The sequence below is a fragment of the Microvirga yunnanensis genome, from assembly GCF_025460875.1.
Genome location: NZ_JAMXFI010000047.1, coordinates 22,479 through 45,268, shown reverse-complemented (window position 1 = coordinate 45,268; position 22,790 = coordinate 22,479). Strand labels below are relative to the sequence as shown.

Genomic DNA, 22,790 nt, shown 5'->3' with positions numbered 1-22,790 from the left:
ATCGAGTGCCTGGGAGGAAAGACATGGCATCCGTCGCTCTGGTGTCCGTTCTCGGCCCCGATCGGGTCGGCCTCGTTGCGGCCATCGCCGAGCATCTGTTCGACGTGGGCGTGAACCTGAGAGACACGACCTTCGCGGCGCTGGGTTCAGGGGCCGAGTTCGTCGCGATCTGCGAGCTTCCCGGGACCCTGACGGCGGGCGAGATCGAGGCCGGCCTCAAGCGGCTCCCCGAGCTCGACGGGGCGGAGATCCGGGCGATCCCCTATGCGTTCGACCCGAGCCCAGGCCCCGCCGGCAACATCACCCATCGCATCGCCATCAGCGGCGGCGACCAGCTCGGCCTCGTGGCGCGCCTGTCGGAGGTCTTCACGCAATACGGGGCCAACATCGTGCGCCTGGAAGCCCGCAAGCTTCCGGAGAGCGAGGGCGGGCTCTATGTGACCCGTTTCGCCGTTTCGATCCCGGCGGGGCAGACCGATCCGTGCCTGGCCACGGTCGGCAACACGGCCGGAGCGCTCGGGTTGAGCTGCCGGGTCGAAGAGAGTTCACTCTGAAACGGCCCATGGCCGGGATGGGCCCGGCCATGGCCGCACCGTTCGGTACACCGCCGTCAGGCTTCGAACTCGTCGTCCTGCGGCTGGCGAATGCCGTAGCGGCTTTCCAGGGCGCCGTTGCGGGGCTGCGGGCGCGTGCGCTCGCCGTTCTCGTTGACGGAGCGCTGCGGGCGGTCGGACGGGTCGCGCCCGATGCGGGAGGCGAGCTGCGACAGGTCGAGGAACTCGTCGGCCTGGCGACGCAGCTCGTCGGCGACCATCGGGGGCTGGGTCGTGACCGTGGAAACCACCGAGACGCGCACGCCGCGGCGCTGCATGGCCTCGACCAGCGACCGGAAATCTCCGTCACCGGAAAACAGGACCATGTGGTCGATGTAAGGGGAGAGCTCCAGCGCGTCGATGGCGAGCTCGATATCCATGTTGCCCTTCACCTTGCGGCGGCCGGCGGAATCCACGAACTCCTTGGTGGGCTTCGTCACCACCCGGTAGCCGTTGTAATCCAGCCAGTCGATCAGCGGGCGGATGGAAGAATATTCCTGATCTTCTACAAGCGCCGTGTAGTAGAATGCCCTGACCAGGGTGCCCCGGCCCTGAAATTCCTTCAGCAGACGCTTGTAATCGATATCGAAGCCGAGAGTTTTGGTGGTAGCGTATAGGTTGGCGCCATCAATGAAGAGAGCGATCCGCTGCTGGCCTGACATAAGTATTCTCTATTCGTGTCTGCCGGAGCGGCATAACAACCTGTATTGTTCGAGCGGCATCTATTATTTACGCTGGCAATAAAATTGCGCGATAAAATCACGACGCGCCGTGAAACTGGCTGCTATTAACCCTTCGGACGAGTAAAAACGACAAAGTAAAATACTTAATGGCGTGTTAATTCCAAGAGTCAAGTTGGCGGAACCAAGGCAGTCAAGCCTTTGTGTGACAAATAAACAGCTATTTACGATTTCAGGCTGCGGCTGCCGGGTTTGACGGCCGGGAGCGCCGCCAGATCGGCCGGGAGCTGGTCCGGCGCATAGGCTGGAATGTCGAGCTGAACCAGGGACACCAGGGGCACGCCGAGGTCGGCCTTGCCGCCCGAACGGTCGATCAGGCAGGCCGCTCCGAGGATCGTGCCGGGATGCTCCCGCAGGGCCGCCAGGCATTCCCGAGAGGAAAGTCCAGTCGTGACGATGTCCTCGACCATGACGACCCGTGCCCCTTCGGGAATCGTGAAGCCGCGCCGCAGGACGAAGACCCCGTTCTCCCGCTCGACGAAGATCGCCTTGGCTCCCAGGTGCCGGGCCGTCTCGTAGCCCGGGACGATGCCGCCGACGGCCGGCGAGACCACGTAGTCGACCGACCCGAAGGCGTCCTTGATCTTCCCGGCCAGCCCGCGGCAGACCCGCTCCGTCCTGGCCGGATCCTGGAACACGAACATCTTCTGCAGGAAGACCGGGCTGTGCAGCCCGGACGAGAGGATGAAATGCCCCTCCAACAGCGCGCCGGCGGAGCGGAATTCGTCGAGAACGTCGTTCGGGGTCATGGCATCGGTCTCCTCGACGGCTGTTTGGCAGGCCGTCCGGCGCGAGGCAAGGGGAAACAGATCGCCCTGGCGCACCGTGCGGAAGAGTGGACCCGGTTTTTCGCAGTCAACGGTGCGCCCCATCCGGGCCAGCCACCCGGCGGCGACGGGAAGGGCGGTGTGAGCGGGTGATGACACCCTCCACACGTCATGGCCGGGCCTGTCCCGGCCATCCCGATCGGAAGAGCGACGCGCCTCAAGCAGTCGAGATCACCGGCACAAGGCCGGTGATGACGTGGGAGGGTGACCGTCGGAGCAGCGCGACCTTTCCACGTCATGGCCGGGCCTGTCCCGGCCATCCCGATCGGAAGAGCGCAAGGCCTCACGGAAGCGGGATCACCGGGACGAGCCCGGTGATGACGTGGAGAAAGTGGTGGGGGCCGGTGCCGACACCCTCCAGGTCATGGCCGGGCCTGTCCCAGCCATCCCGATGGTCCCATGCTCACTTCCTGAAGCGGCGCATCGTGATGGACCTCGGGAAGAACCGGTCCCGTCCGTGATGGGGGCGTTCAGCGGCGCTGGCCCGAGGCCTGCACGAAAGCCTCGAAGAGCCTGTTGCCCGGATGGTCCTGCCTGGCGAACAGCTCCTGATGCCATTGGACCCCGACGGCGAAGAGACGATCGGGAATCTCGATCGCCTCGATGATTCCATCCTCCGCGCGGGCGCTCGCCACCGCCCGGTCGGACAGGGTCACCACGGCTTCGCGGTGAAAGGTGTTCACGGCGAGCGTGGTCTGCCCGACGATGCGCGCGAGCAGGGTGTCCTGCGCGACCGACACCGGATGGACGGCTCCGCGCCGGTCATGGTCCATGACACGGGGCCCGAGCGCCCGCAGGTCCGGCGACAGGCGGCATCCGTGCAGGGCCGCGAGAACCTGCATGCCGTTGCAGATGCCGAGGACCGGCTTGTCGCGCTCCAGGAAGCCGCGCATCAGGGCGATCTCGACGTCCAGCCGTTCCGACGGAGGAGCCTTGGAGACCTGCCCGTCGATGAACCAGGAATCCGGGAAGGCGAAGCGGCCGCCGACGCTCAGGAATCCGTCGAACCCGTCGATCACCGGATCGACCATCTCCGGACCATACGGGATGCCGAAAGGCAGCCCGCCGGCGCGCTGGATCGCGACGAAATAGGCCTTCGCCATGTCGTAGCGCGTGCCGTCCGCACCGGTGTTCTCGTCCATGATGACGGCGATGCGGGGCAGGTGCGGCATGGGAGGTCCTGACGTTCAGGGTCGCGCATTCGAGGGGGGCCGAGGATCGTCGAAGCCGATCTTGATGCGGCGGTTCTGACGCCCCTTGTTGTCCACCTTCAGGATCGTCACGGGTCGCGCCAGTCCGGTCGATGTCAGGTGGGTGCCGCCGCAGCCTTGGCGGTCGAGCCCGGCGATCTCGACGATGCGAACGGTGCCGTCGACACTGCGAGGGGGCGAGACCGCCTTGCTGCGAAAGAGACCCGGCACCGCGGCAGCCTCGTCCCACGGCATCCGGAAGGCGCCGATGGGCAAGTCCTGCGCGATCACGGCGTTGATGGGCCCGTCGAGGGCGCGCAGACGGTCGGCATCGGCGCCGGGAAGATCGAAATCGAGCCGGAACGTGCCGTCGGCGGACAGTTGCGCTCCGGTCAGCAGCGCCCCGCCGAACGCGCGGAACACGATGCTGTTGGCGACATGAGCCACGGTGTGGAGCTCGCACATGAGCCTGCGGAATGCCGGATCGACAGCGACGCGGACGATGCCGGTGATTTCCGTGTCGCCGTCGAACGCGTGCCAGACGCCGCGCTCCTCCGCGTGAACCGCCCGGATGTCGACGGTGCCGTGCGTCCACCACAGCGCGGCCCGGTCCGGGAGCTGTCCACCGCCGCCCGGGAAAACCGGGGATCGCGCGAGGAGAACGGCGCCCGGGCGTGTATCGAGCACCGGCGCATCGAGCTCCAGCGTTCCGGGGTGATCTTCATAGAACGGACGCATCTTCGCTCGAACCGCAAAACGACGCGCCCTTCTTAGCACGAGAGCATCGGGCGTGATATGTGGACCCGCTTTGTGGGCACCCCTTCGTCATCACCGGCCTCGTGCCGGTGATCCCGATTGTCCGAGGCGCGGCGCCTTTCGGATCGGGATGGCCGGCGAGAGGCGGGTGACGACTGGCCGGCCATGACCGGGAGGGTGTCGGCCCGTCAGCGGGTCCCAGCTGCAACGGGAGAGGCCCCCGGCGCGGTCCTCTGGGCTCGCACGATGCGCTAGAGCATCGGACCCAAAAGTGGACCCACTTTTGGGATCGATTCCGATGCTCAATTCCTTAAGCAGCGCATCGTTCGGCGCGGAAAACCGAGTCCACTTTTCCGCACGATGCGCTAGCCCGTGACGCGGTCGACGCGGCTCACCACGCGCTTGGCGCGCAGCTCGGCGATGATGGCATTGAGGTGCTTCAGGTCCCAGACCGTCAGGTCGATGGTCATGTCGGTGAAGTCCTGGGTGCGCCGCTTCATGGAGACGTTGTCGATGTTGCCGTCGTGGTCGGCGATCACCTGGGTGATCTGGGCGAGCGATCCGGGCTCGTTGATGGATTGCAGCTTGATGCGCGCCGGGAACCGCTGGCTCGAGCCCGATTCCAGATCCCAGCGCACGTCGATCCAGCGGTCGGGCTCGTTGTCGAAGGCCGCCAGCGACGGGGACTGGATCGGATAGATCGTCACGCCCTGGCCCGGGGTCAGGATGCCGACGATGCGGTCGCCCGGCACGGCGCCGCCCTCCTGGGCGAAGCGGATCGGCATGTCCTTGTTGAGGCCGCGGATCGGGATGCCGGCGGGATGCTCGCTCCCCGGCTTCTTGGTCGCGCCGTCGGGCTGCCCGCCGCGGCCGTCGGCCCCGGCGCGGCGCTCGTCCAGGTAATCGGGATAGACGGCGCGCACCACGTCGCCGGAGAACATCTCGCCCCGGCCGACCGCCGCCAGCACGTCCTCCACGGAGACCCGCGCCAGGCGGGGCAGGGCGCCTTTCAGCTTCTCGTCCGAGAAAGGCCGGCCGGCGCGCTCGAAGGCGCGTTCCAGGATCTGATGCCCGAGGCCGGTATATTGCCGGCGCACGGCCGCCCGGGTGGCCCGGCGGATCGAGGCGCGCGCCTTTCCGGTGACCACGAGCGATTCCCAGGCGGCCGGGGGCGTCTGGCCCTCGGCGCGGACGATCTCCACCTCGTCGCCGTTCTGCAGCTCCGTGAGCAGAGGCGACATGCGGCCGTTGATCTTGCAGCCCACCGCCGTGTTGCCCACGTCGGTATGCACCGCATAGGCGAAGTCGATGGGCGTCGCGCCGCGCGGCAGGGCGATGAGGCGCCCCTTGGGGGTGAAGCAGAAGACCTGGTCGTGGAAGAGTTCGAGCTTGGTATGCTCGAGAAACTCCTCCGGGTTGTCGCCCTCGGCCAGGAGGTCGATGGTCCGCCGCAGCCACTGATAGGCGCGGCTCTCGGTGGCGAGGCGCGAGTCGCCGTTGACGCCTTCCTTGTAGAGGGCGTGGGCGGCGATGCCGTATTCGGCGACCTCGTCCATGTCCTCGGTGCGGATCTGCAGCTCGACGCGCTGGCTGCCGGGCCCGATCACCGTGGTGTGGATGGACCGGTAGTCGTTCTGCTTCGGGGTCGAGATGTAGTCCTTGTACCGGCCCGGCACCATCGGCCAGCTCGTATGCACGATTCCCAGCGCCCGGTAGCACTCGTCGATGGTGTTCACGATGATCCGGAAGGCGAAGATGTCGGACAGCTGCTCGAAGGAGACGGATTTGCGCTCCATCTTGCGCCAGATGGAATAGGGGCGCTTCTGCCGGCCCGACACCGACGCCTCGATTCCCTGCGCGCGCAGCTTGGTCGTCAGCGTCCGCTCGATCTCGTCGACGAGCTTCTCGCTCTTGGCGGAGAGTTCGTGCAGGTGGCGCTTGATGGCCTCGTAGGCCTCCGGGTCGAGGTTCTGGAACGACAACTCCTCCAGCTCCTCGCGCATCTCCTGGATACCCATGCGGCCGGCCAGGGGCGCATAGATGTCGAGGGTCTCCTCGGCGATGCGCTTGCGCTTGTCGGGCGGCATGAATTGCAGGGTGCGCATGTTGTGGAGGCGGTCGGCGAGCTTGACCAGCAGGACCCGCACGTCGTCGGCGATGGCCAGGAGGAGCTTGCGGAAGTTTTCGCCCTGGGCGGCTCGTTTCGACACGAGATCGAGCCGCTTGATCTTGGTCAGGCCGTCGACGAGCGCGCCGATCTGGGGGCCGAAGGTCCTGTTGATCTCCTCCAGGGTCGCCTGCGTGTCCTCCACCGTGTCGTGGAGAACCGCCGCCGCGATGGTCGCGTCGTCGAGCTTGAGGTCCGTGAGGATCGCCGCCACTTCGAGGGGATGGCCGAAGAACAGGTCGCCGGATGCACGCTTCTGGTTGCCATGAGCCATCATGGCATAGATGTAAGCGCGGTTGAGAAGCGCCTCATTGGCCGAGGGGTTGTAGCGCTTGACCCGCTCGACGAGTTCATACTGGCGCATCATGCGGCCGCAATCTCCTTTTGGCCCTTTATCCGGCTGAAATGACGAAGCTATCGAAGATATTGTACAACGTCTTCGGATCGCAAGCCGAATAGCTTGCCGCAGGCGGCCGATCCCGGGCTTGGTTAAGCCGGCCGACAAAAAAAGCCCGGCATCGAGCCGGGCTTTTCGGGATCGGTGGAGACGCTTATTCGCGGTCGTCGTCGTCCGCGCTGCTGCTGGGCGGCACGAGGCCTTCCAGGCCGCGGAGCAGGTCTTCCTCGCTCATGCGGTCGAACTGGATGTCCGTATCGTTGTCGCCGCCGGTCGACGGGGCGGCCGCCGTATTGCTGAGCATCGGAACGGCTTCCGCCTCCGGCTCGTCCACCTCGACGTATTTCTGCATCGAGTGGATGAGCTGCTCCTTCAGGTCGTCGGGGGCGATCGTCTCATCGGCGATCTCACGCAGGGCCACGACAGGGTTCTTGTCGCGGTCGCGGTCGATGGTGAGCGGCGAACCCGAGGAAATGAGGCGAGCCCGGTGGCTGGCCAGCAGAACGAGCTCAAACCGGTTGTCGACCTTGTCGATGCAGTCTTCGACGGTCACGCGAGCCATGGGGGCTCCTTCTTCAGTCTTGAGGAATTCGGAAGAGGGACCGGATACACCGTCCGGGGCGAGAAAACAAGAGGACGCGTTCCCGGGCAGGGACTTAACCGGACGTGACACCCCGCATGCCGGCCTCGACACCCCGTCGCTATGTTGTTTCAGGCCGGGAGGCGGCGCCGAAGGTGATCCTTGAACGGTTCGCGCAAGGCCATGAACGGAATCGGTCTCGACCGAAGCCTCCTGGCCGGCCGGCGGCGGCCTATCCGGTGATCGGGGCAAGGGCGGCCCGGCATATCCGCGCCTTGACTCCGTGTCTGCGCCTTGACTCCTCGACGCCCGGGTGCGAGTCCCGCGCGGATTCGATCAAACGAGGGTTTCGCTCCCGATGAAGCGCGCATTCATTTTCCCCGGTCAGGGAAGCCAGGCCGTCGGCATGGGCAAGGCCCTGGCCGATGCCTTCCCGCAGGCCAAGGCGGTGTTCGACGAGGTGGACGAGGCTCTCTCCCAGAATCTCTCCACCGTCATGTGGGACGGGCCGGCCGAGGAGCTGACCCTGACGGCCAACACCCAGCCGGCCCTGATGGCCGTGAGCCTGGCGGCCATCCGGGTCCTGGAGGCCGAGGCCGGTCTCGATCTGGCGAAGCATGCCGCTTTCGTGGCCGGTCACTCGCTCGGCGAGTATTCGGCGCTGGCCGCCGCCGGCAGCCTTTCCGTTGCGGATACGGCCCGGCTGCTGCGGATCCGCGGCAACGCCATGCAGAACGCCGTTCCGGTCGGGCAGGGCGCCATGGCGGCGCTCCTCGGGCTCGAATACGACACGGCCCTCGAGGTCGCCCGCGAGGCGGCGCAGGGCGAGGTCTGCGATGCGGCCAACGACAATGGCGGCGCCCAGGTGGTCGTGTCGGGCCACAAGGCCGCCGTGGAACGGGCGGTCGCCATCGCCCAGACCAGGGGCGCCAAGCGCGCCGTGATGCTGGCCGTCTCCGCGCCCTTCCATTGCGCGCTCATGCAGCCCGCGGCCGACGCCATGCGCGAGGCCCTGGGCCGCGTGACGGTCAAGGCCCCGGTCGTGCCCGTGGTGGCCAATGTGGAGGCCGCCGCCATCACCGATCCGGACGCCATCCGCGACGCCCTGGTGCGCCAGGTCACCGGCACCGTCCGCTGGCGCGAGAGCGTGGCCTTCATGGCCGCCCAGGGCGTTGAATCGTTTCACGAGGTCGGTTCCGGCAAGGTCCTGACCGGCCTTGTCAAACGCATCGCGGCCGGCAGCTCGGCCGCCTCCATCGGCACCCCCGAGGATGTCGCCGCCTTCAAAGCCACCCTGAACGGATAAGAGGAGCCCTGCATGTTCGATCTCACCGGCCGCAAGGCTCTCGTCACCGGCGCCACGGGCGGCATCGGCGGCGCCATCGCCCGCGCGCTCCACGCCCAGGGCGCCACCGTGGCCCTGTCCGGAACCCGGCGGGCGGCCCTCGACGAACTGGCGTCCTCCCTGGGCGAGCGCGTCCATGTGGTCGAGGCCAACCTGTCGGACAAGGACTCGGTCGAGGCGCTCGTTCCGGCCGCCGAGGCCGCCATGGACGGGCTCGACATCCTGGTCAACAACGCCGGCGTGACCCGCGACAACCTGTTCATGCGCATGAAGGACGAGGAATGGGACACGGTGATCGCCGTGAACCTGACCGCCTCCTTCCGCCTGTCGCGGGCGGCCGTGAAGGGCATGATGCGCCGCCGCTACGGCCGCATCGTCAATATCGGCTCCGTCGTGGGTTCGACGGGCAATCCCGGGCAGGGCAACTATGCCGCCTCCAAGGCGGGCCTGATCGGCATGACCAAGGCTCTCGCGGCCGAGGTCGCCAGCCGCAACATCACGGTCAACCTCGTCGCCCCGGGCTTCATCGAGTCGCCCATGACGGACGTGCTCAACGAGAAGCAGCGCGAGGGAATTCTGGGCACCATTCCCATGGGGCGGCTCGGCCAGGGCGATGAAATCGCCTCGTCGGTGGTCTATCTCGCCTCCACGGAGGCCGCCTACGTGACCGGCCAGACCCTGCATGTGAACGGCGGAATGGCCATGTTCTAAAGGAACTTATCCCGCTTTCCGGAATCTGTTTGCAGGAGCCGTTCACCCCTCGCCAGACAGGATAAGCTTGTGTTAAGCATGGTCCCGATCAGGTCAAAGGGGTTGACCGGCGCTTAAAAATGCGGCTTTGCACGGCGCAGGATGGCCGTTTCAGCGTTGTCAGCTGAACAGCTGATCTAGATTGATTTCTTAATCCGCCCAATTCCTGAGGCGGCAGCCACTGAGGAAAAAACGATGAGTGACGTCGCTGATCGCGTGAAGAAGATTGTTGTCGAGCACCTCGGCGTCGAAGCCGACAAGGTGACCGACAACGCCAACTTCATCGACGACCTGGGCGCCGACAGCCTGGATACGGTCGAACTGGTGATGGCCTTCGAGGAAGAGTTCAACGTCGAGATCCCGGACGACGCGGCTGAGACCATCGTGACGGTCGGCGACGCCATCCGGTTCCTCGAGAAGAACGCGGCCTAAACGGCTGAAACAGGGCGTCGGATGACTCATTCGACGCCCGAATTTTATGGATCGATAGGGCAAGAATTCATGCGCCGGGTAGTCGTCACAGGTCTTGGCATGGTTACGCCGCTCGGCAGCGGGGTCGATGCCACATGGTCCCGCCTCGTCGAGGGTCAGAGCGGCGCCAACACAATCACGGATTTCAAGGTCGACGACCTGGCCTGCCAGATCGCCTGCCAGATCCCCCGGGGTGACGGCTCCGCCGGCACGTTCAATGCCGACGAGTGGATGGAGCCCAAGGAGCAGCGCAAGGTCGATCCGTTCATCGTCTATGCGATGGCAGCCTCCACCATGGCCCTGCGGGATTCCGGCTGGGAGCCCATGTCGTACGAGGACCAGTGCGCGACCGGCGTGCTGATCGGCTCCGGCATCGGCGGCATCGGCGGCATCTACGAGGCCTCCGTCACCCTGATCGAGCGCGGCCCCCGCCGCATCTCGCCCTTCTTCATCCCCGGGCGTCTGATCAACCTGGCCGGCGGCTACGTGTCCATCGCGCACGGCCTGAAGGGCCCGAACCACGCCGTGGTGACGGCCTGCTCCACCGGCTCCCACGCCATCGGCGACGCGGCCCGCCTCATCGCGCTGGGCGACGCGGACGTGATGGTGGCCGGCGGCACGGAATCGCCCATCAACCGGCTCTCCATCGCGGGCTTCGCCGCCTGCCGGGCCCTGTCGACCAATTTCAACGACGACCCGACCCGCGCCTCGCGTCCCTACGACAAGGACCGCGACGGCTTCGTCATGGGCGAGGGCGCCGGCATCGTCGTGCTGGAGGAATACGAGCACGCCAAGGCCCGTGGCGCCAAGATCTACGCCGAGGTCATCGGCTACGGCCTGTCGGGCGACGCCTATCACATCACCTCGCCGTCCGAGGATGGCGACGGGGCCTATCGCTGCATGGCCGCGGCCCTCAAGCGGGCCGGCATCGACGTCTCGGAGATCGACTACGTCAACGCGCACGGAACGTCGACGCCGCTGGGCGACGAGCTGGAGCTGAAGGCCGTCGAGCGCATCGTGGGCAACGCGGCCGGCAAGCTCTCCATGTCGTCCACCAAGTCGGCGATCGGCCATCTCCTGGGAGCGGCCGGCGCCGTCGAGGCGATCTTCTCGATCCTGGCCATGCGCGACGGCATCGTTCCGCCGACCATCAACCTCGACAATCCGTCCGTGGACACGGCCATCGATCTCGTGCCCAAGCAGGCCAAGCGCAAGGAGATCAACGTGGTCCTGTCGAATTCCTTCGGCTTCGGCGGGACTAACGCTTCGCTCATTCTTCGTCGCGTATCCTGAACCCGGCGACCGCCCGTTACGGCTTTTCGCCATATTCCCCGTTAGGGTGTCGGCGGACCGGCAGGACCGCCGGCCGATACCAGAAAAGCGGCGTAATGTTCGGACGAAAGAAAAAGCTCCTTCTCCCTCCCGTGGACGATTCCGACCACGGCTCGCAGCCGCGTCTGGCACCCCGCTCCCCGAACGAGGCCATCAAACCCTCCATGGCGCCGCCGCCGCCGCCGAAGCTCCGCCGCCGCCGCAGGGGGATGCTGTCGCTCCTGAGCGGCCTGCTGACCCTTCTCGTCGCCGTGGCGATCGCCGGCATCTTCGGCTTCTCCATGCTCCAGCACGAGGTGGCAGTTCCCGGCCCGCTGCAGAGCGACAAGGTCGTGGTCATCCCCCGCAACACCGGCACGGGCGAGATCGCCAACATCCTCAAGGAAGAGGGCGTCATCGATCAGCCGCTCCTGTTCCAGGCCTATGCCCACATGAACCGGCAGCGCGGCCAGCTGAAGGCCGGCGAGTTCCAGTTCAAGGCCGGCACCAGCATCGAGGACGCCATCGACACCCTCATCCAGGGCAAGGCGATCCTGCATACGGTCACGGTTCCCGAAGGCCTGACCAGCGAGCAGATCGTCGCCCGCCTGTATGAGCAGGAGATCCTCACGGGCGACGTGACCGAGACCCCGCGCGAAGGCTCGCTCCTGCCCGATACCTACAAGTTCGAGCGCGGCACGACCCGCCAGCAGATCATCAACACGATGCAGACGGCCCAGCGCCAGGCCATCGAGCAGATCTGGCAGCGCCGCTCCAGCGAGTTGCCGATCAAGTCGCCCCAGGAGCTCGTGATCCTCGCCTCCATCGTGGAGAAGGAGACGGGCCGGGCGGACGAGCGCACCCGGGTTGCGGGCGTCTTCATCAATCGCCTCATGAAGCGGATGAAGCTTCAGTCCGATCCGACCATCGTGTACGGGCTCGTCGGCGGCAAAGGCACGCTGGGCCGCGGCATCCTGCGCAGCGAGATCGAGGCCGCCACCCCCTACAACACCTATGTGGTCGAAGGCCTGCCGCCGGGTCCCATCGCCAATCCCGGCCGTGCCGCCCTCGAGGCCGTGGCCAACCCGTCCCGGACCAAGGATCTCTACTTCGTGGCCGACGGCTCGGGAGGCCATGCCTTCGCCGAGACCTACGAGCAGCATCAGCGCAACGTGACGCGCTGGCGGCAGATCGAGAAGAGCCGTCCGGCTCCCGACGCCACCGATGTGGACCGGGTGGTGCCCGATTCCGCCGACCAGACGAGCCTGCCTCCCGGCGTGACCCCGGCCCTGCGCGGCTCCGCGAATGCGCTGCCCGCGTCGGGCGGACGGCTCGGTCGCGGCTTCGACGCCAGCGAAGGGACCGACAAGGACCCGCTCAAGAACAAGACCTTCGACCTGAACAATCCGAAGAACGTTCCGCCTCTGCGACAGCCGTGACACCGCCCGCCGTCACGGCCGGCGCAAGGCCGGCCATGACGTGCGGAGGGTGTCAGGAAGGGCGGAGGGTGCCATGGCGTGTGGAGGGTGTTCGCACCGCCTCACACCACCTTCCACGTCATCACCGGGCTTGTCCCGGTGATCCCGCTTCTGAGAGGCGCCGAGCCTCACCGGATCGGGATGGCCGCCGAGAGGTGGGTGATGACTGGCCGGCCATGACGTGGGGAGGGAACCCCCACGAAGAAATCGACTGAAGAAATCGACTCTTCGACCGGCGCGCATTATGGTCGCGCCGACTTTTCATTCCGTTCGAGGTTTGCGCATGTCCATTGCGAGCATGACCGGCTTTGCCCGCGAAGCCGGTGTCACCGGTTCCTATCAATGGGCCTGGGAGCTCAAGAGCGTGAACGGGCGCGGGCTCGAGGTCCGGGTTCGCACGCCCTCCGGCCTCGACGCCGTGGGCGAGGACGCGCGCGGCCAGATCCTCAAGGCGCTGACCCGCGGCCAGGGCCAGCTCAATCTGTCCCTCAGCAAGGCGTCGTCTGCTCCCAGGCTGCGCGTGAATCAGGACGTGCTGCAATCGCTGCTCTCGGCGATCGGCGGCCTGACCCTCCCGGACAATGTGCAGCCCGCCTCCCTCGATGGCCTGCTGTCCGTGCGCGGCGTGGTCGAACTGGACGACGATGCCGCCGATCCGTCCCAGGACGAGGGCCTGGTTGCGGCTCTGAAGGCCGGGATCGGCGCGCTGATCGGGTCTCTCAAGGCCGCCCGGCTCAAGGAAGGGCAGGCGCTCGCGGCGGTTCTCGGGCAGCAGCTCGATCGCATCGCCCAGCTGGTCGACGAGGCCGAGGCGGCACCGGCCCGTCGGCCCGAGGCCATCCGCGCCCGGCTGGAGGCCCAGATCGCGGAGCTGCTCGACGGCAGGGCCGGTCTCGATCCCGACCGCCTGCATCAGGAAGCGGTGCTCATCGCGGCCCGGGCCGACATCCGCGAGGAACTGGACCGGCTGCGGGCCCACGTGGATTCGGCCCGCGGCCTCCTGCAGGAAGGCGGGCCCGTCGGACGCCGCCTCGACTTTCTGGCTCAGGAATTCGGGCGAGAGGCCAACACCCTGTGCGCGAAGGCCAATGATGTCTCCCTGTCGTGGATCGGGCTTGAATTGAAGGCCGTGATCGAGCAATTCCGTGAGCAGGTTCAGAATGTGGAGTGATGCGGTGAGCCAGGATTCGAAGCCCCCGGTCGGTCGTCGCGGCCTCATCCTCATTCTGTCGTCCCCGTCCGGCGCCGGGAAGACCACCCTGACCCGCAGCCTCGTGGAGGAGCGGGCCGGCGTGCTCTCGGTGTCCGTCACCACCCGACCCAAGCGCCCGTCCGAAATCGAGGGCAAGCATTACCACTTCATCGACGTGGACGAGTTCAAGGCGATGCGCGAGCGCGACGAGCTCCTGGAATGGGCCGAGGTGCACGGCAACTTCTACGGCACGCCGCGCAAGCCCGTGGAGAAGACGCTGGCCGCCGGCCAGGACATGGTGTTCGACATCGACTATCAGGGCACCCGCCAGGTCCGTCAGAAGCTCCCGGACGACGTGGTGACCGTGTTCGTCCTTCCGCCGAGCTTCAGGGAGCTGAAGGCGCGGCTCGAGCGCCGGGCCGAGGATGCCCCCGAGGTCATCGCCAAGCGCCTCGCCAATGCCAGGATCGAGATGGAGCGTTGGGTCGAGTACGATTACGTCATCGTCAACGAGGACCTCGGCAAGTCCTTCGAGAGCCTGAAGGCGATCCAGACGGCCGAGCGGCTGAAGCGCGAGCGCCTCGTCGGTCTGTCCGACTTCGTCGAAGGATTGCTGGCGGAAAAGATCGACTGACGCTGCCGATGCTCCACTCTTGGCCGGCGCATCGCTGACCGCAAAAACCGGTTCCCACTTTTGCGTCCGATGCTCTAGACCAGCGCGAGCGCGTTCCGGCGCGCGTGGCGGGCGATGGCGTGGGCGATCAGCACCTCCATGAGCTCGTCCTGCGGCAGGCCTCCGGCCTCCCAGAGCTTGGGATACATGCTGATCGCCGTGAAGCCCGGCAGGGTGTTCACCTCGTTGACGAAGAGCCCTTCGTCGCTCTTCGGATCCAGGAAGAAATCGACCCGGGCCAGGGCCTCGCAGGCGAGCGCCTTGAACGTCTGGACGGCAAGCTCCTGGATGCGGCGGCCCAGAGCCGGCGGGACGTCCGCCGGAATGCGCAGGAGAGCGCCGTCCGCATCGACATACTTGGCGTCGTAGCTGTAGAAGCCGTGGCTGTCGGACGGCACGATCTCGCCCAGGGGCGAGGCGCGGACCTCGCCGGCGGCGTCCTCCAGGACCGAGCATTCGATCTCCCGTGCCCCCGTGACGCTGCGCTCCACGAGCACCTTGCCGTCGTAGCGGAACGCGCGCTCGCACGCCCCGTCGAACTCCTCGGCGGAAGCGGCCCGCGACACGCCCACGGACGATCCCATATTGGCGGGTTTCACGAAAAGATCGGCGGTGCCCAGGGCCTCCGCGGCGGCCCGGTAGGCGACACGGGTGCGGGGCGTGAGCGTCAGGAAGGGAACGACCGGCAGGCCGCCGTCGCGCAGGAGGCGCTTGGCGATGTCCTTGTCCATGCCGGCGGCGGAGCCCATCACGCCGGATCCTACATAGGGAACATTGGCCAGTTCGAGACAGCCCTGGACGGTGCCGTCCTCGCCGTTGGGCCCGTGAAGCACGGGGACGACCGCATCGAGGCGCAGGGTTCGCGGCGGCCTGTCGCGGTCGAGCACGATCGTCTCGCCGGACCCGCCCGGCAGAAGGGCCACCTGCGGGGCTCCCTCCGGGATCTCCAGGGACCGGGCGCCGCGTCCGCCGCCATTGCCGCCGTCGCAGAGGAGCCAGCGCCCGTCCCGGCCGATCCCGATGGGGACGATGTCGTAGCGGTCGGGATCGAGGGCGCGCAGGACGTTGGCGGCCGACAGCTTCGAGACCTCGTGCTCGGCCGAGCGTCCTCCGAACAGAAGCCCGATCGTCTTTCGCGCCTGCGCCATGCCCGCTTCCCTTCCCGCGCGGCCGCCGGGGCCGCTCTCGTCGATCCGATCTTGGGAGAGGCGCGGTTAAGGTCTCATGAAAAGGGCCGCCCGGTCCGACACCCTCTCACGTCATGGTCCCCTCCGCCCTTCCTGCCACCCTCACCACGTCATGGCCGGCCTTGTGCCGGCCATCCCGATCGGAAGGGCGCGGCGCCTCTCGTATCGGGATCACCGGGACGAGCCCGGTGATGACGTGGAGGGGGTGTGAGAGGGCGATGATTTCCTCCGCCCTTCCTGCCACCCTCACCACGTCATGGCCGGCCTTGTGCCGGCCATCCCGATTGTCTGAAGCGCGGCGCTTCTCGTATCGGGATCATCGGGACAAGGCCTGTGAGGACGTGGAGGGTGTATGGGCCGGCGATGAACCGGGGGCGAACGCCCTGTCCGCACGATGCGCCAGCCCCTCAGGGCGTGCGCGTCGCATCCCAGGCATTGGCCAGCGCCACATAGCCTTCCACCGGGACGTTCTCGGCGCGGGTCGTCTCCTCGAGCCCGGCGGCCGCGATGACGGGGGCCGGGTCGGCCATGATGGACTTGAGGCTCTGGCGCAGCATCTTCCGGCGCTGTCCGAAGGCCGCCCGGGTCACGGCCTCCAGGGCGCCGATGCGGCAGGGCAGCGGATCGGCCCGCGGGGTCAGGTGGACGACGCTCGACGTGATCTTGGGCGGCGGCACGAAAGCCCCGGGGGGCACGTCGAACAGGATCCGCGCCTGCGTGCGCCAGCCGCAGAGAACCCCGAGGCGCCCGTAGTTCTTCGGATCGCTCTCGTCCGCCACGATCCGCTCGGCCACCTCGCGCTGGAACATGAGCGTGAGCGAGCTCCACCACGGCGGCCAAGCCTCTCCGGTGAGCCAGCCGGTCAGCAGCGCCGTGCCCACGTTGTAGGGCAGGTTGGCGATGATCCTGACGAGCCCGTGGCCCGCCAGAGGGCGCGGGTCGAATTCCAGGGCGTCGGCCTCGACCACGTCGAGCCGGCCCGGATAGCGCGCGGCGATCTCCGCGAGCGCGGGCAGGCAGCGGGTGTCGCGCTCGATGGCGATCACCTTCCCGGCGCCGGCCGCCAGGATCGCACGGGTCAGGCCGCCGGGACCCGGGCCGACCTCGATGACGGTCGCGTCTTCCAGAGGACCCGCGGAGCGGGCGATCCGGCTGGTGAGGTTGAGGTCGAACAGGAAGTTCTGGCCGAGGGACTTCTTGGCCATGAGCCCGTGGGCGCGCACCACCTCGCGCAGGGGAGGAAGGTCGTCGATCTGGCTCATGGGCGCCCCAGGCGGGCGGCGAGCTTCAGGGCCGCCATGAGACTGTCGGGGCGGGCCACGCCCTCGCCGGCGATGTCGAAGGCGGTGCCGTGATCGGGCGAGGTCCGCACGAAGGGGAGCCCGAGGGTCACATTGACCGCCTCGTCGAACGCGATGGTCTTGATCGGGATCAGGGCCTGATCGTGGTACATGGCGAGCGCCGCGTCGTACCGGCTGCGCGCGCGGGCGTGGAACATGGTGTCCGCCGGCAGGGGGCCCGCCGCATCGATCCCCTCGGCGCGCAGGATGTCGACGGCCGGAACGATGACCCCGGCGTCCTCGGCCCCCATGGCGCCGTTCTCGCCCGCGTGCGGGTTGAGCCCCGCGAGGGCGAGCCTTGGACGCTCGATGCCGAACCGATCCCTCAGCTCCCGGGCCACGATCCGGCCCGTCAGGACGATCAGATCGGTGGTCAGGGCGGAGGGCACTTCCGAAAGGGCGATGTGAACCGTCACGGGGACGACGGCGAGCGGCTCGCTCCACAGCATCATCACCGGATGGGGGGGCTCGGCTCCGCCGTCCGCAGCGAGGGCCGCGAGGTATTCCGTGTGCCCCGGGTGCCTGAAGCCGGCCTCGTAGAGAACGTGCTTGGCGATCGGGTTGGTCACGACGGCCGCCGCCGAACCGTCCCGAACGAGCCGCACGGCCCTGTCGATGGATTCGAGGACGGACGGAGCATGGCCCGGATCGGGGCGTCCCGGCTCGGCCGACACGGCGACGCTCAGCGGCACGACTGGCAGGGCGTCGGAAAAGGCGGATTGGACCTGCTCCGGCGCCACGCGCGCGATGGGAACGCTCCATCCGAAGCGGGCCGCGACCCGGGCGAGATGATCGGGATCGCCGAGAACGGCGAAGGGCGGCAGAACGGCCCGATCCCTCTCGAGCCAAGCCCTCAGGCTGAGCTCCGGCCCGATCCCGGCCGGATCACCTTGAGTCAACAGGAGAGGGCGCTGGTTCACACCTGACACCGGGCCGCCGCCCCATCATTCATCGCTCGTGCCGTTCAGGTTCTGCGTATAGCCCACCTCGCCGAGAGACCGGAACTCGAGGCTGAACGCGATGGTGTGGTTCTGGTTCTTCTCGCCCGAATTGCGCACCACCTCGCGCGGGGTCACGCTGTAGCTGACCGAGAAGGTCGTGCATTCGTCCATGTAGCCGAGGCCGAGGGACATGCCGCTCACATAGGCCTTGTCGTCGCTCTCATAGACGGCGTTCGGATTGGTCGCGAGCTGGGCCAGGTAGGTTTCACGCGCCAGCAGGTAGCGGTCCAGATCCAGGAGCACCGAGCCGGTCACGTACCAGTTCGGCGAGATGTCCCACCGGGCCGAGCCGAGCAGTCCCTCGCGACGCAGCGGGAAGCCGATGGCGGGCTGCGCCGCATAATTGGCATAGGTCAGCGAGGTCGACAGCGGCAGGTATGGATTGAAGTTCGCCCGGAACCCGGCCTCGACCCGGTTCACGTCGAAGTTTTCCTGGTCGAAGCGCGCGCGGGTCACGAACGCGAAGTTCGCGTTCGGGGAGATCTGGAAGCGGCCCACATAATCGGAGGCGCGCGAGTCGAGGCCGGAATCCAACCCGACATTGGCCAGGTCGGGCTGCCGGAACGAGTTGCGCCCGGCGATCTGGTAGGACTGGCCGAACAGCACGTTGGCGTAGAAATCGTCCGCGCCGGTCACCGTGTACTGGATGCCGACATTGGCCCTGACGCCACCCTCGACCCGGTCGTAGCCGGAGAACTTGTCCCAGTCGAACAGGGAGGTGTCGTCGAAGACGAGGCTCTGGGCATCCTCGTTCGGGAGGCTGCCGATCCGGGTCTCGTTCGGCCGGGCGATCACCTGGGCGATCGGCTCGAGGATCTGCTTGCCGGAGGTTCCGAGGCTGGCGATGAAGGGATAGCGGTACTCGACGCCGACCGCCGGCATGGCCCGGAACAGAAAATCGTCGTCGGAGTCGAGGAAGTTGCCGAGCTGTGCGTTCTGGTAGCCCTTGAAATCGGGGTCGATCCAGATGTTGTCGGCCCTGACATAGGCGAACGGCGTCCAGACCTGGCCGATGGGGTCGACGAACTCGCGGCGCCAGGACGCCGTGACTGATGCCCGGGAGGTCGTGCCGCTGATGCCGCGCACCAGGCAGGAGGCCGGATCGAACACGATGCAGGTCTGGGCCACGCCGAAATAGGTCGTGTTGGCGACGGACAGCGGGTCGAACTGGGCGGCCTCGCGGGAGATGTGCGTCACGTTCACGTCGATGGCGGCCTCGCCGCCGATGGACGCGGGGGTGAAGCGCTTGTTGTAGTCCAGGACCGGAGCCACGATGGGCTGCTGCTTCTGCCACTCGCTGCTCGACAGGGTCTGGAAGTAGTAGCCGCGCACATCGAAGAAGGACCGGTCGCCCTGCCCCTGGAGGTACAGGGTCGAGATCGATTCCTTGATGTAGTACGAGCTGAGGCTCTCGCTGCGGATCTTGTAGTTCGTCAGGAACCACTTGTCCGAGAGCAGGGCGATGTCCCAGCCCCAGCGCCAGTTCTGGTTGATGTAGAACAGGCCGTTCGTCTCGAGGGAGCCGCGGAAGTCGCGGTTGCCGGCCCCGTTGGGGGGCTGGAGGAAGGCGTCCGGCTCCTGCTGGAAGATGCCGGCCGCCCGGATGTTGTAGGTGCCGTTCTCGAGGCGGTGGCGCCACTCGGCCTGGCCGAGCACGCCCTGGCGGCTCAGGAAGGTCGGGCTGATCGTCAGGTCGTAATTCGGCGCGATGGCCCAGAAGAACGGCACGGAGGCGCCGTATCCGAGCGCGCTCGAATAGATGTAGCGCGGCGACAGGAAGCCGGTCTTGCGCTTCACCGTCGGGTCGGGAGTCCAGAAATAGGGCAGGTAGGCGACCGGGATGCCGAGGAGCTCGAGGGTCGCATCCTCGTAATAGATCGTCCGCTCGCTGTTGTTGTGGATGATCTTGGCGGCCTTGACCTGCCAGAGCGGCGGCCGCTCCGGATTGTCCTTGCAGGGCTCGCAGGCCGTGTAGGTGCCGCGCTCGAACGTCGTGGTCTCGCCCTCGGCGCGCTCGGCGCGCGGGGCCGAGAAGCGGGTCGTGAGGGGGCGGCCCTGCTCGACGGTGGTCTGGACCACCCGCAGGGAATCGATGAAGCCGTTCTTGAAGTCGTCCGTCAGCTCGAAGCGGTCGCCCGTCGCGACCGTGCCGCTGGCGTCCGTGAGCCGGGCATTGCCTTCCGCGAAGACCCGGCCGGTGTTCCGGTCGTAGGTGACCCGGTCGGCCTGGAGGGTCCGGCCCTGGTAGTTCATCTGGACGTCGCCGGAGGCCGCGATCGTGTTCTTGTCGTTGTCGTAGACGATTTCCTTTGCGTCAACGAGCAGCCGGTCCTGGCCGGACCCCGACTGGGCGCGGCCGGCGATGGCCTCGTTCAGGGTCGCCTGGGCAAGCGCAGGCACAGACACAGCAGCCAGCAGAGCCGCTGCGATCGCAGACGTTGCGATCGTTGTCCTAAGCCGCCGCATCCCCACTCCTTCGCAAGCCTTCTTGTCGAGGACGGTCAGCCGTCCTCTTGGTGCAATAATGCCAAGGTCCCTAACAGACTGCCTACTACAGCCGGGAACCAGGCTGCAACAAGGGAACTGATGATTCCGGACGCGCCAAGCTCCGCCATTAGCTCCGTCGCGACATAAAGCACGAAGCCGGCAGCGACGCCACCCAGAACCATCATCGCTACACCGCCAAATCGAAAGAATCTTAACGATACGGATGCGGCTACGAACACCATCGCGATGAACAGCAGCGGGCGCGCCAGAAGCAGGTCGTAGTGGAGCTGGTAGGGCGTGACGTTGATGTCCGCCTGCTCCATGCGGTCGATCGTCTCCTTGAGGTCCCAGAACGGGACCGCGTCCGGATCGGTGAAGCTCTGTCGAACCTGCGAGGGCTGCAGGTTCGACGCGATCAGGTAGCGGTCATGCGCCTGGGGCTCCTCCGTGGCCGACAGGATGCGGGCATCCTTGAGCTCCCAGAACCCCTCGTGCAGGGTCGCCTCCTTGGCTTCGACCCGGTGGGTGAAGACGCCCATGGGATCGAAGGCATAGACCGTGACGCCGACGAGGGTCGCCGTATCCGCATTGGAGCCCTCGCCCCGGAGGATGGCCTGTCCGTCCTGGCTCCTCTGGCGGATCCAGATCGGCTTCTCGCGGGTTTGAACGGGGCGGGAAAAGATCTGCGTCTCCAGGGCGGTGCCGCGCTGCTTGAGGATCGCCGAGACCGGGTTGTAGACGGTCACGGACACGATGCCGATCAGCAGGGCGATCAGGAGTCCCGGCTGCAGGAACTGCCAGGCCGAGATGCCGGCGGCCCGGGCCACGACCAGCTCGAGCTTGCGGCTGAGCTGGAGGAGGGCGGCCATGCTGCCGAACAGCACCGCGAAGGGCATCACCTGCTCGGCGATGGCCGGCGTGCGGAACAGGGCCAGCTGGGCGATCACCGCGGTCGTGGCGGCCGGCGCATCGCCCGCCCGGCGCATCAGCTCGACGAAGTCGAGCGTGTAGACGAGGGTGAAGACAGTCGCGAAGACAAGGAAAATCGTCTTAATGAACTGTCGCGAGAAATAGAACCCGAGGGTACGGCCGATCAGCATGGTCACGCCTTCTGAGGTGCCGGGGAGCGTGACGGCAGCAGGCTGCGGAGCGCGGCCTGCAGCCTCGCATGCGCGGACCGCATGGCCGGTCCGTTGAAGATGAGCAGCAGGCTCACCAGGATGCCGGTGAGCGGGATGCCATACATGGCAACCACCGCCACCGGGGTCCGGGCCACGGCGCTCGATGCGGCAAAGCCCAGGATCCGCAAGAGAACGATGGCGACGACCGCCCCGGCCATGGCGATGCCGCGCCCCTGGCGGGTGGTCCGGGCCTCCCCGAGGGCCGCGAAGGCGATGACCATCATGGCGAGCGGGTAGAGCCAGGAGGACAGGCGCTCGTGCAGCTCGGCCCGGAAGCGCCCCCGCTGCTCCTGGTAGATCAGTTCGTTCTTGTCGGGGAACAGGAGCTGGGTCGTGCTCCGTTCGCGCGGCTTGTAGATCACCTCGCCGCCTTCCTTGTTGAAGGCGGACAGGTCGACCGCATAGCGTTCGAAGGCCACGATCGACGAATCGCGGCTGTTGGGCTCCTTGCGCTGAACGCTGCCCTTCTGAAGCACGAGATAGGCGTTTCCGCCCTGCTCGACGGTCTGGCCGCGCTCGGCGAGATACACGATGGCTTTGTCCTTCTCCCGGAGATCTTCCATGAAGATACCCAGGAGGGCGTCCCCCGAGCGTTCCCGGTAATGGAACGTGATGCCGCTATCGAGGGTGATGAACTGCCCCTCCTTGGCCATGGTGCCGACGAAATCGGCCCTGATCTTGGTGAAGAGCTGGCGCATTTCCTGGAAACTGGCGGGCATCAGATAGAGCGAGATGATCGCCACCACGACGCACACGAAGGCCGCCAGGGCCAGGAAGGGGCGCAGCAGCCGCTGCGGCGGCATCCCGCCGGCGCTCATGACGATCAGCTCGGAATCGCCGTTGAGCTTGTTCAAGGTGTAGAGCGTCGCCAGGAACAGGGCCACCGGGGCGATGACGTTGATCAGGGCCGGCAGGGACAGGCCGGTGACGGTCAGGAAGATGAAGAGGGTCTGGCCCTTGCCGGTCAGCAGGTCGAGTTCGCGCAAGGCCTGCGTGATCCAGATCACGCCCGTCAGGGCGACGAGACACGCGGCGAAGGCATTGAATGTGTTCTTGAGGATGTAGCGTTCGAGAAGTGTCATGAAGCCCTTCGCCCCCGGGCGGCGCAGCCCTGGGTATCCTGT

20 protein-coding genes are annotated in these 22,790 nt (G+C 66.9%); 8 read left to right on the top strand and 12 right to left on the bottom strand.

All coding sequences use genetic code 11. The annotated features are described in order from the left end of the window. Nucleotides 1–23: 23 nt before the first annotated feature. Nucleotides 24–554, top strand: a complete 531-nt coding sequence (locus NF876_RS22090; protein WP_262270779.1) for a glycine cleavage system transcriptional repressor — start codon at nucleotides 24–26, stop codon at nucleotides 552–554. 56 nt (nucleotides 555–610) lie between these two features. Here the strand turns inward: NF876_RS22090 and NF876_RS22085 are convergent, their stop codons facing one another. The 6 genes from NF876_RS22085 to rpoZ form a co-directional block, all read right to left on the bottom strand. Then, nucleotides 611–1,255: a LabA-like NYN domain-containing protein gene (locus tag NF876_RS22085; protein WP_262270778.1), complete on the bottom strand. Its 645-nt coding sequence runs from the start codon at nucleotides 1,253–1,255 to the stop codon at nucleotides 611–613. A 242-nt stretch (nucleotides 1,256–1,497) separates the two neighbouring features. Then, complete coding sequence (pyrE, locus tag NF876_RS22080; protein WP_262270777.1) at nucleotides 1,498–2,082, bottom strand: orotate phosphoribosyltransferase; 585 nt, start codon at nucleotides 2,080–2,082, stop codon at nucleotides 1,498–1,500. A 548-nt stretch (nucleotides 2,083–2,630) separates the two neighbouring features. Beyond that, nucleotides 2,631–3,332 (bottom strand): gamma-glutamyl-gamma-aminobutyrate hydrolase family protein, encoded by a 702-nt coding sequence (locus NF876_RS22075; RefSeq protein ID WP_262270776.1) that lies wholly within the window; start codon nucleotides 3,330–3,332, stop codon nucleotides 2,631–2,633. Between the two features lie 15 nt (nucleotides 3,333–3,347). Beyond that, nucleotides 3,348–4,088, bottom strand: coding sequence for an alanyl-tRNA editing protein (locus NF876_RS22070; protein ID WP_262270775.1), 741 nt, complete (start codon nucleotides 4,086–4,088; stop codon nucleotides 3,348–3,350). A gap of 383 nt (nucleotides 4,089–4,471) precedes the next feature. Beyond that, entirely contained in the window at nucleotides 4,472–6,640 is a 2,169-nt protein-coding gene (locus NF876_RS22065; protein ID WP_262270774.1) for a RelA/SpoT family protein, read from the bottom strand. A gap of 184 nt (nucleotides 6,641–6,824) precedes the next feature. Further along, complete coding sequence (gene rpoZ, locus NF876_RS22060) at nucleotides 6,825–7,232, bottom strand: DNA-directed RNA polymerase subunit omega (RefSeq protein WP_262270773.1); 408 nt, start codon at nucleotides 7,230–7,232, stop codon at nucleotides 6,825–6,827. A gap of 376 nt (nucleotides 7,233–7,608) precedes the next feature. On the opposite strand from rpoZ, the gene fabD reads away from it, so the two are divergent. The 7 genes from fabD (at nucleotide 7,609) to gmk (ending at nucleotide 14,431) form a co-directional block, all read left to right on the top strand. Further along, nucleotides 7,609–8,556 (top strand): ACP S-malonyltransferase, encoded by a 948-nt coding sequence (fabD, locus tag NF876_RS22055; RefSeq protein ID WP_262270772.1) that lies wholly within the window; start codon nucleotides 7,609–7,611, stop codon nucleotides 8,554–8,556. A 12-nt stretch (nucleotides 8,557–8,568) separates the two neighbouring features. After that, the gene (gene fabG / locus NF876_RS22050) at nucleotides 8,569–9,306 is read left to right on the top strand and encodes a 3-oxoacyl-[acyl-carrier-protein] reductase (protein ID WP_262270771.1); all 738 of its coding nucleotides are present in this window, start codon (nucleotides 8,569–8,571) and stop codon (nucleotides 9,304–9,306) included. 234 nt (nucleotides 9,307–9,540) lie between these two features. Continuing rightward, nucleotides 9,541–9,777: an acyl carrier protein gene (locus NF876_RS22045; protein ID WP_009764365.1), complete on the top strand. Its 237-nt coding sequence runs from the start codon at nucleotides 9,541–9,543 to the stop codon at nucleotides 9,775–9,777. A 69-nt stretch (nucleotides 9,778–9,846) separates the two neighbouring features. Further along, nucleotides 9,847–11,109 carry a beta-ketoacyl-ACP synthase II gene (fabF, locus tag NF876_RS22040; RefSeq protein ID WP_262270770.1) on the top strand — a complete coding sequence of 421 codons (1,263 nt, stop codon included), beginning with the start codon at nucleotides 9,847–9,849 and terminating at the stop codon, nucleotides 11,107–11,109. Nucleotides 11,110–11,204: 95 nt separating this feature from the next. After that, nucleotides 11,205–12,566 (top strand): endolytic transglycosylase MltG, encoded by a 1,362-nt coding sequence (gene mltG / locus NF876_RS22035; RefSeq protein WP_262270769.1) that lies wholly within the window; start codon nucleotides 11,205–11,207, stop codon nucleotides 12,564–12,566. 322 nt (nucleotides 12,567–12,888) lie between these two features. After that, nucleotides 12,889–13,776, top strand: a complete 888-nt coding sequence (locus NF876_RS22030; protein WP_262270768.1) for a YicC/YloC family endoribonuclease — start codon at nucleotides 12,889–12,891, stop codon at nucleotides 13,774–13,776. Beyond that, the gene (gmk, locus tag NF876_RS22025; protein WP_262270791.1) at nucleotides 13,766–14,431 is read left to right on the top strand and encodes a guanylate kinase; all 666 of its coding nucleotides are present in this window, start codon (nucleotides 13,766–13,768) and stop codon (nucleotides 14,429–14,431) included. The genes NF876_RS22030 and gmk overlap by 11 nt, the downstream gene beginning before the upstream one ends. Before the next feature lie 74 nt (nucleotides 14,432–14,505). Here the strand turns inward: gmk and NF876_RS22020 are convergent, their stop codons facing one another. The 6 genes from NF876_RS22020 to lptF form a co-directional block, all read right to left on the bottom strand. Next, nucleotides 14,506–15,618, bottom strand: a complete 1,113-nt coding sequence (locus tag NF876_RS22020; protein WP_262270767.1) for a D-alanine--D-alanine ligase family protein — start codon at nucleotides 15,616–15,618, stop codon at nucleotides 14,506–14,508. A gap of 446 nt (nucleotides 15,619–16,064) precedes the next feature. After that, a complete protein-coding gene (gene rsmA / locus NF876_RS22015) occupies nucleotides 16,065–16,919 on the bottom strand; it encodes a 16S rRNA (adenine(1518)-N(6)/adenine(1519)-N(6))-dimethyltransferase RsmA (protein WP_262270766.1) in 855 nt (284 codons plus the stop codon). After that, entirely contained in the window at nucleotides 16,916–17,917 is a 1,002-nt protein-coding gene (gene pdxA / locus NF876_RS22010) for a 4-hydroxythreonine-4-phosphate dehydrogenase PdxA (protein WP_373696703.1), read from the bottom strand. Before pdxA ends, rsmA begins: the two co-directional genes overlap by 4 nt. A gap of 24 nt (nucleotides 17,918–17,941) precedes the next feature. Next, a complete protein-coding gene (locus tag NF876_RS22005; RefSeq protein ID WP_262270764.1) occupies nucleotides 17,942–20,464 on the bottom strand; it encodes an LPS-assembly protein LptD in 2,523 nt (840 codons plus the stop codon). Between the two features lie 35 nt (nucleotides 20,465–20,499). After that, on the bottom strand, nucleotides 20,500–21,585 hold the full coding sequence (gene lptG / locus NF876_RS22000; protein WP_262270763.1) for an LPS export ABC transporter permease LptG: 1,086 nt from the start codon (nucleotides 21,583–21,585) through the stop codon (nucleotides 20,500–20,502). A gap of 2 nt (nucleotides 21,586–21,587) precedes the next feature. After that, on the bottom strand, nucleotides 21,588–22,748 hold the full coding sequence (lptF, locus tag NF876_RS21995) for an LPS export ABC transporter permease LptF (protein ID WP_262270762.1): 1,161 nt from the start codon (nucleotides 22,746–22,748) through the stop codon (nucleotides 21,588–21,590). Between the last annotated feature and the right edge of the window lie 42 nt (nucleotides 22,749–22,790).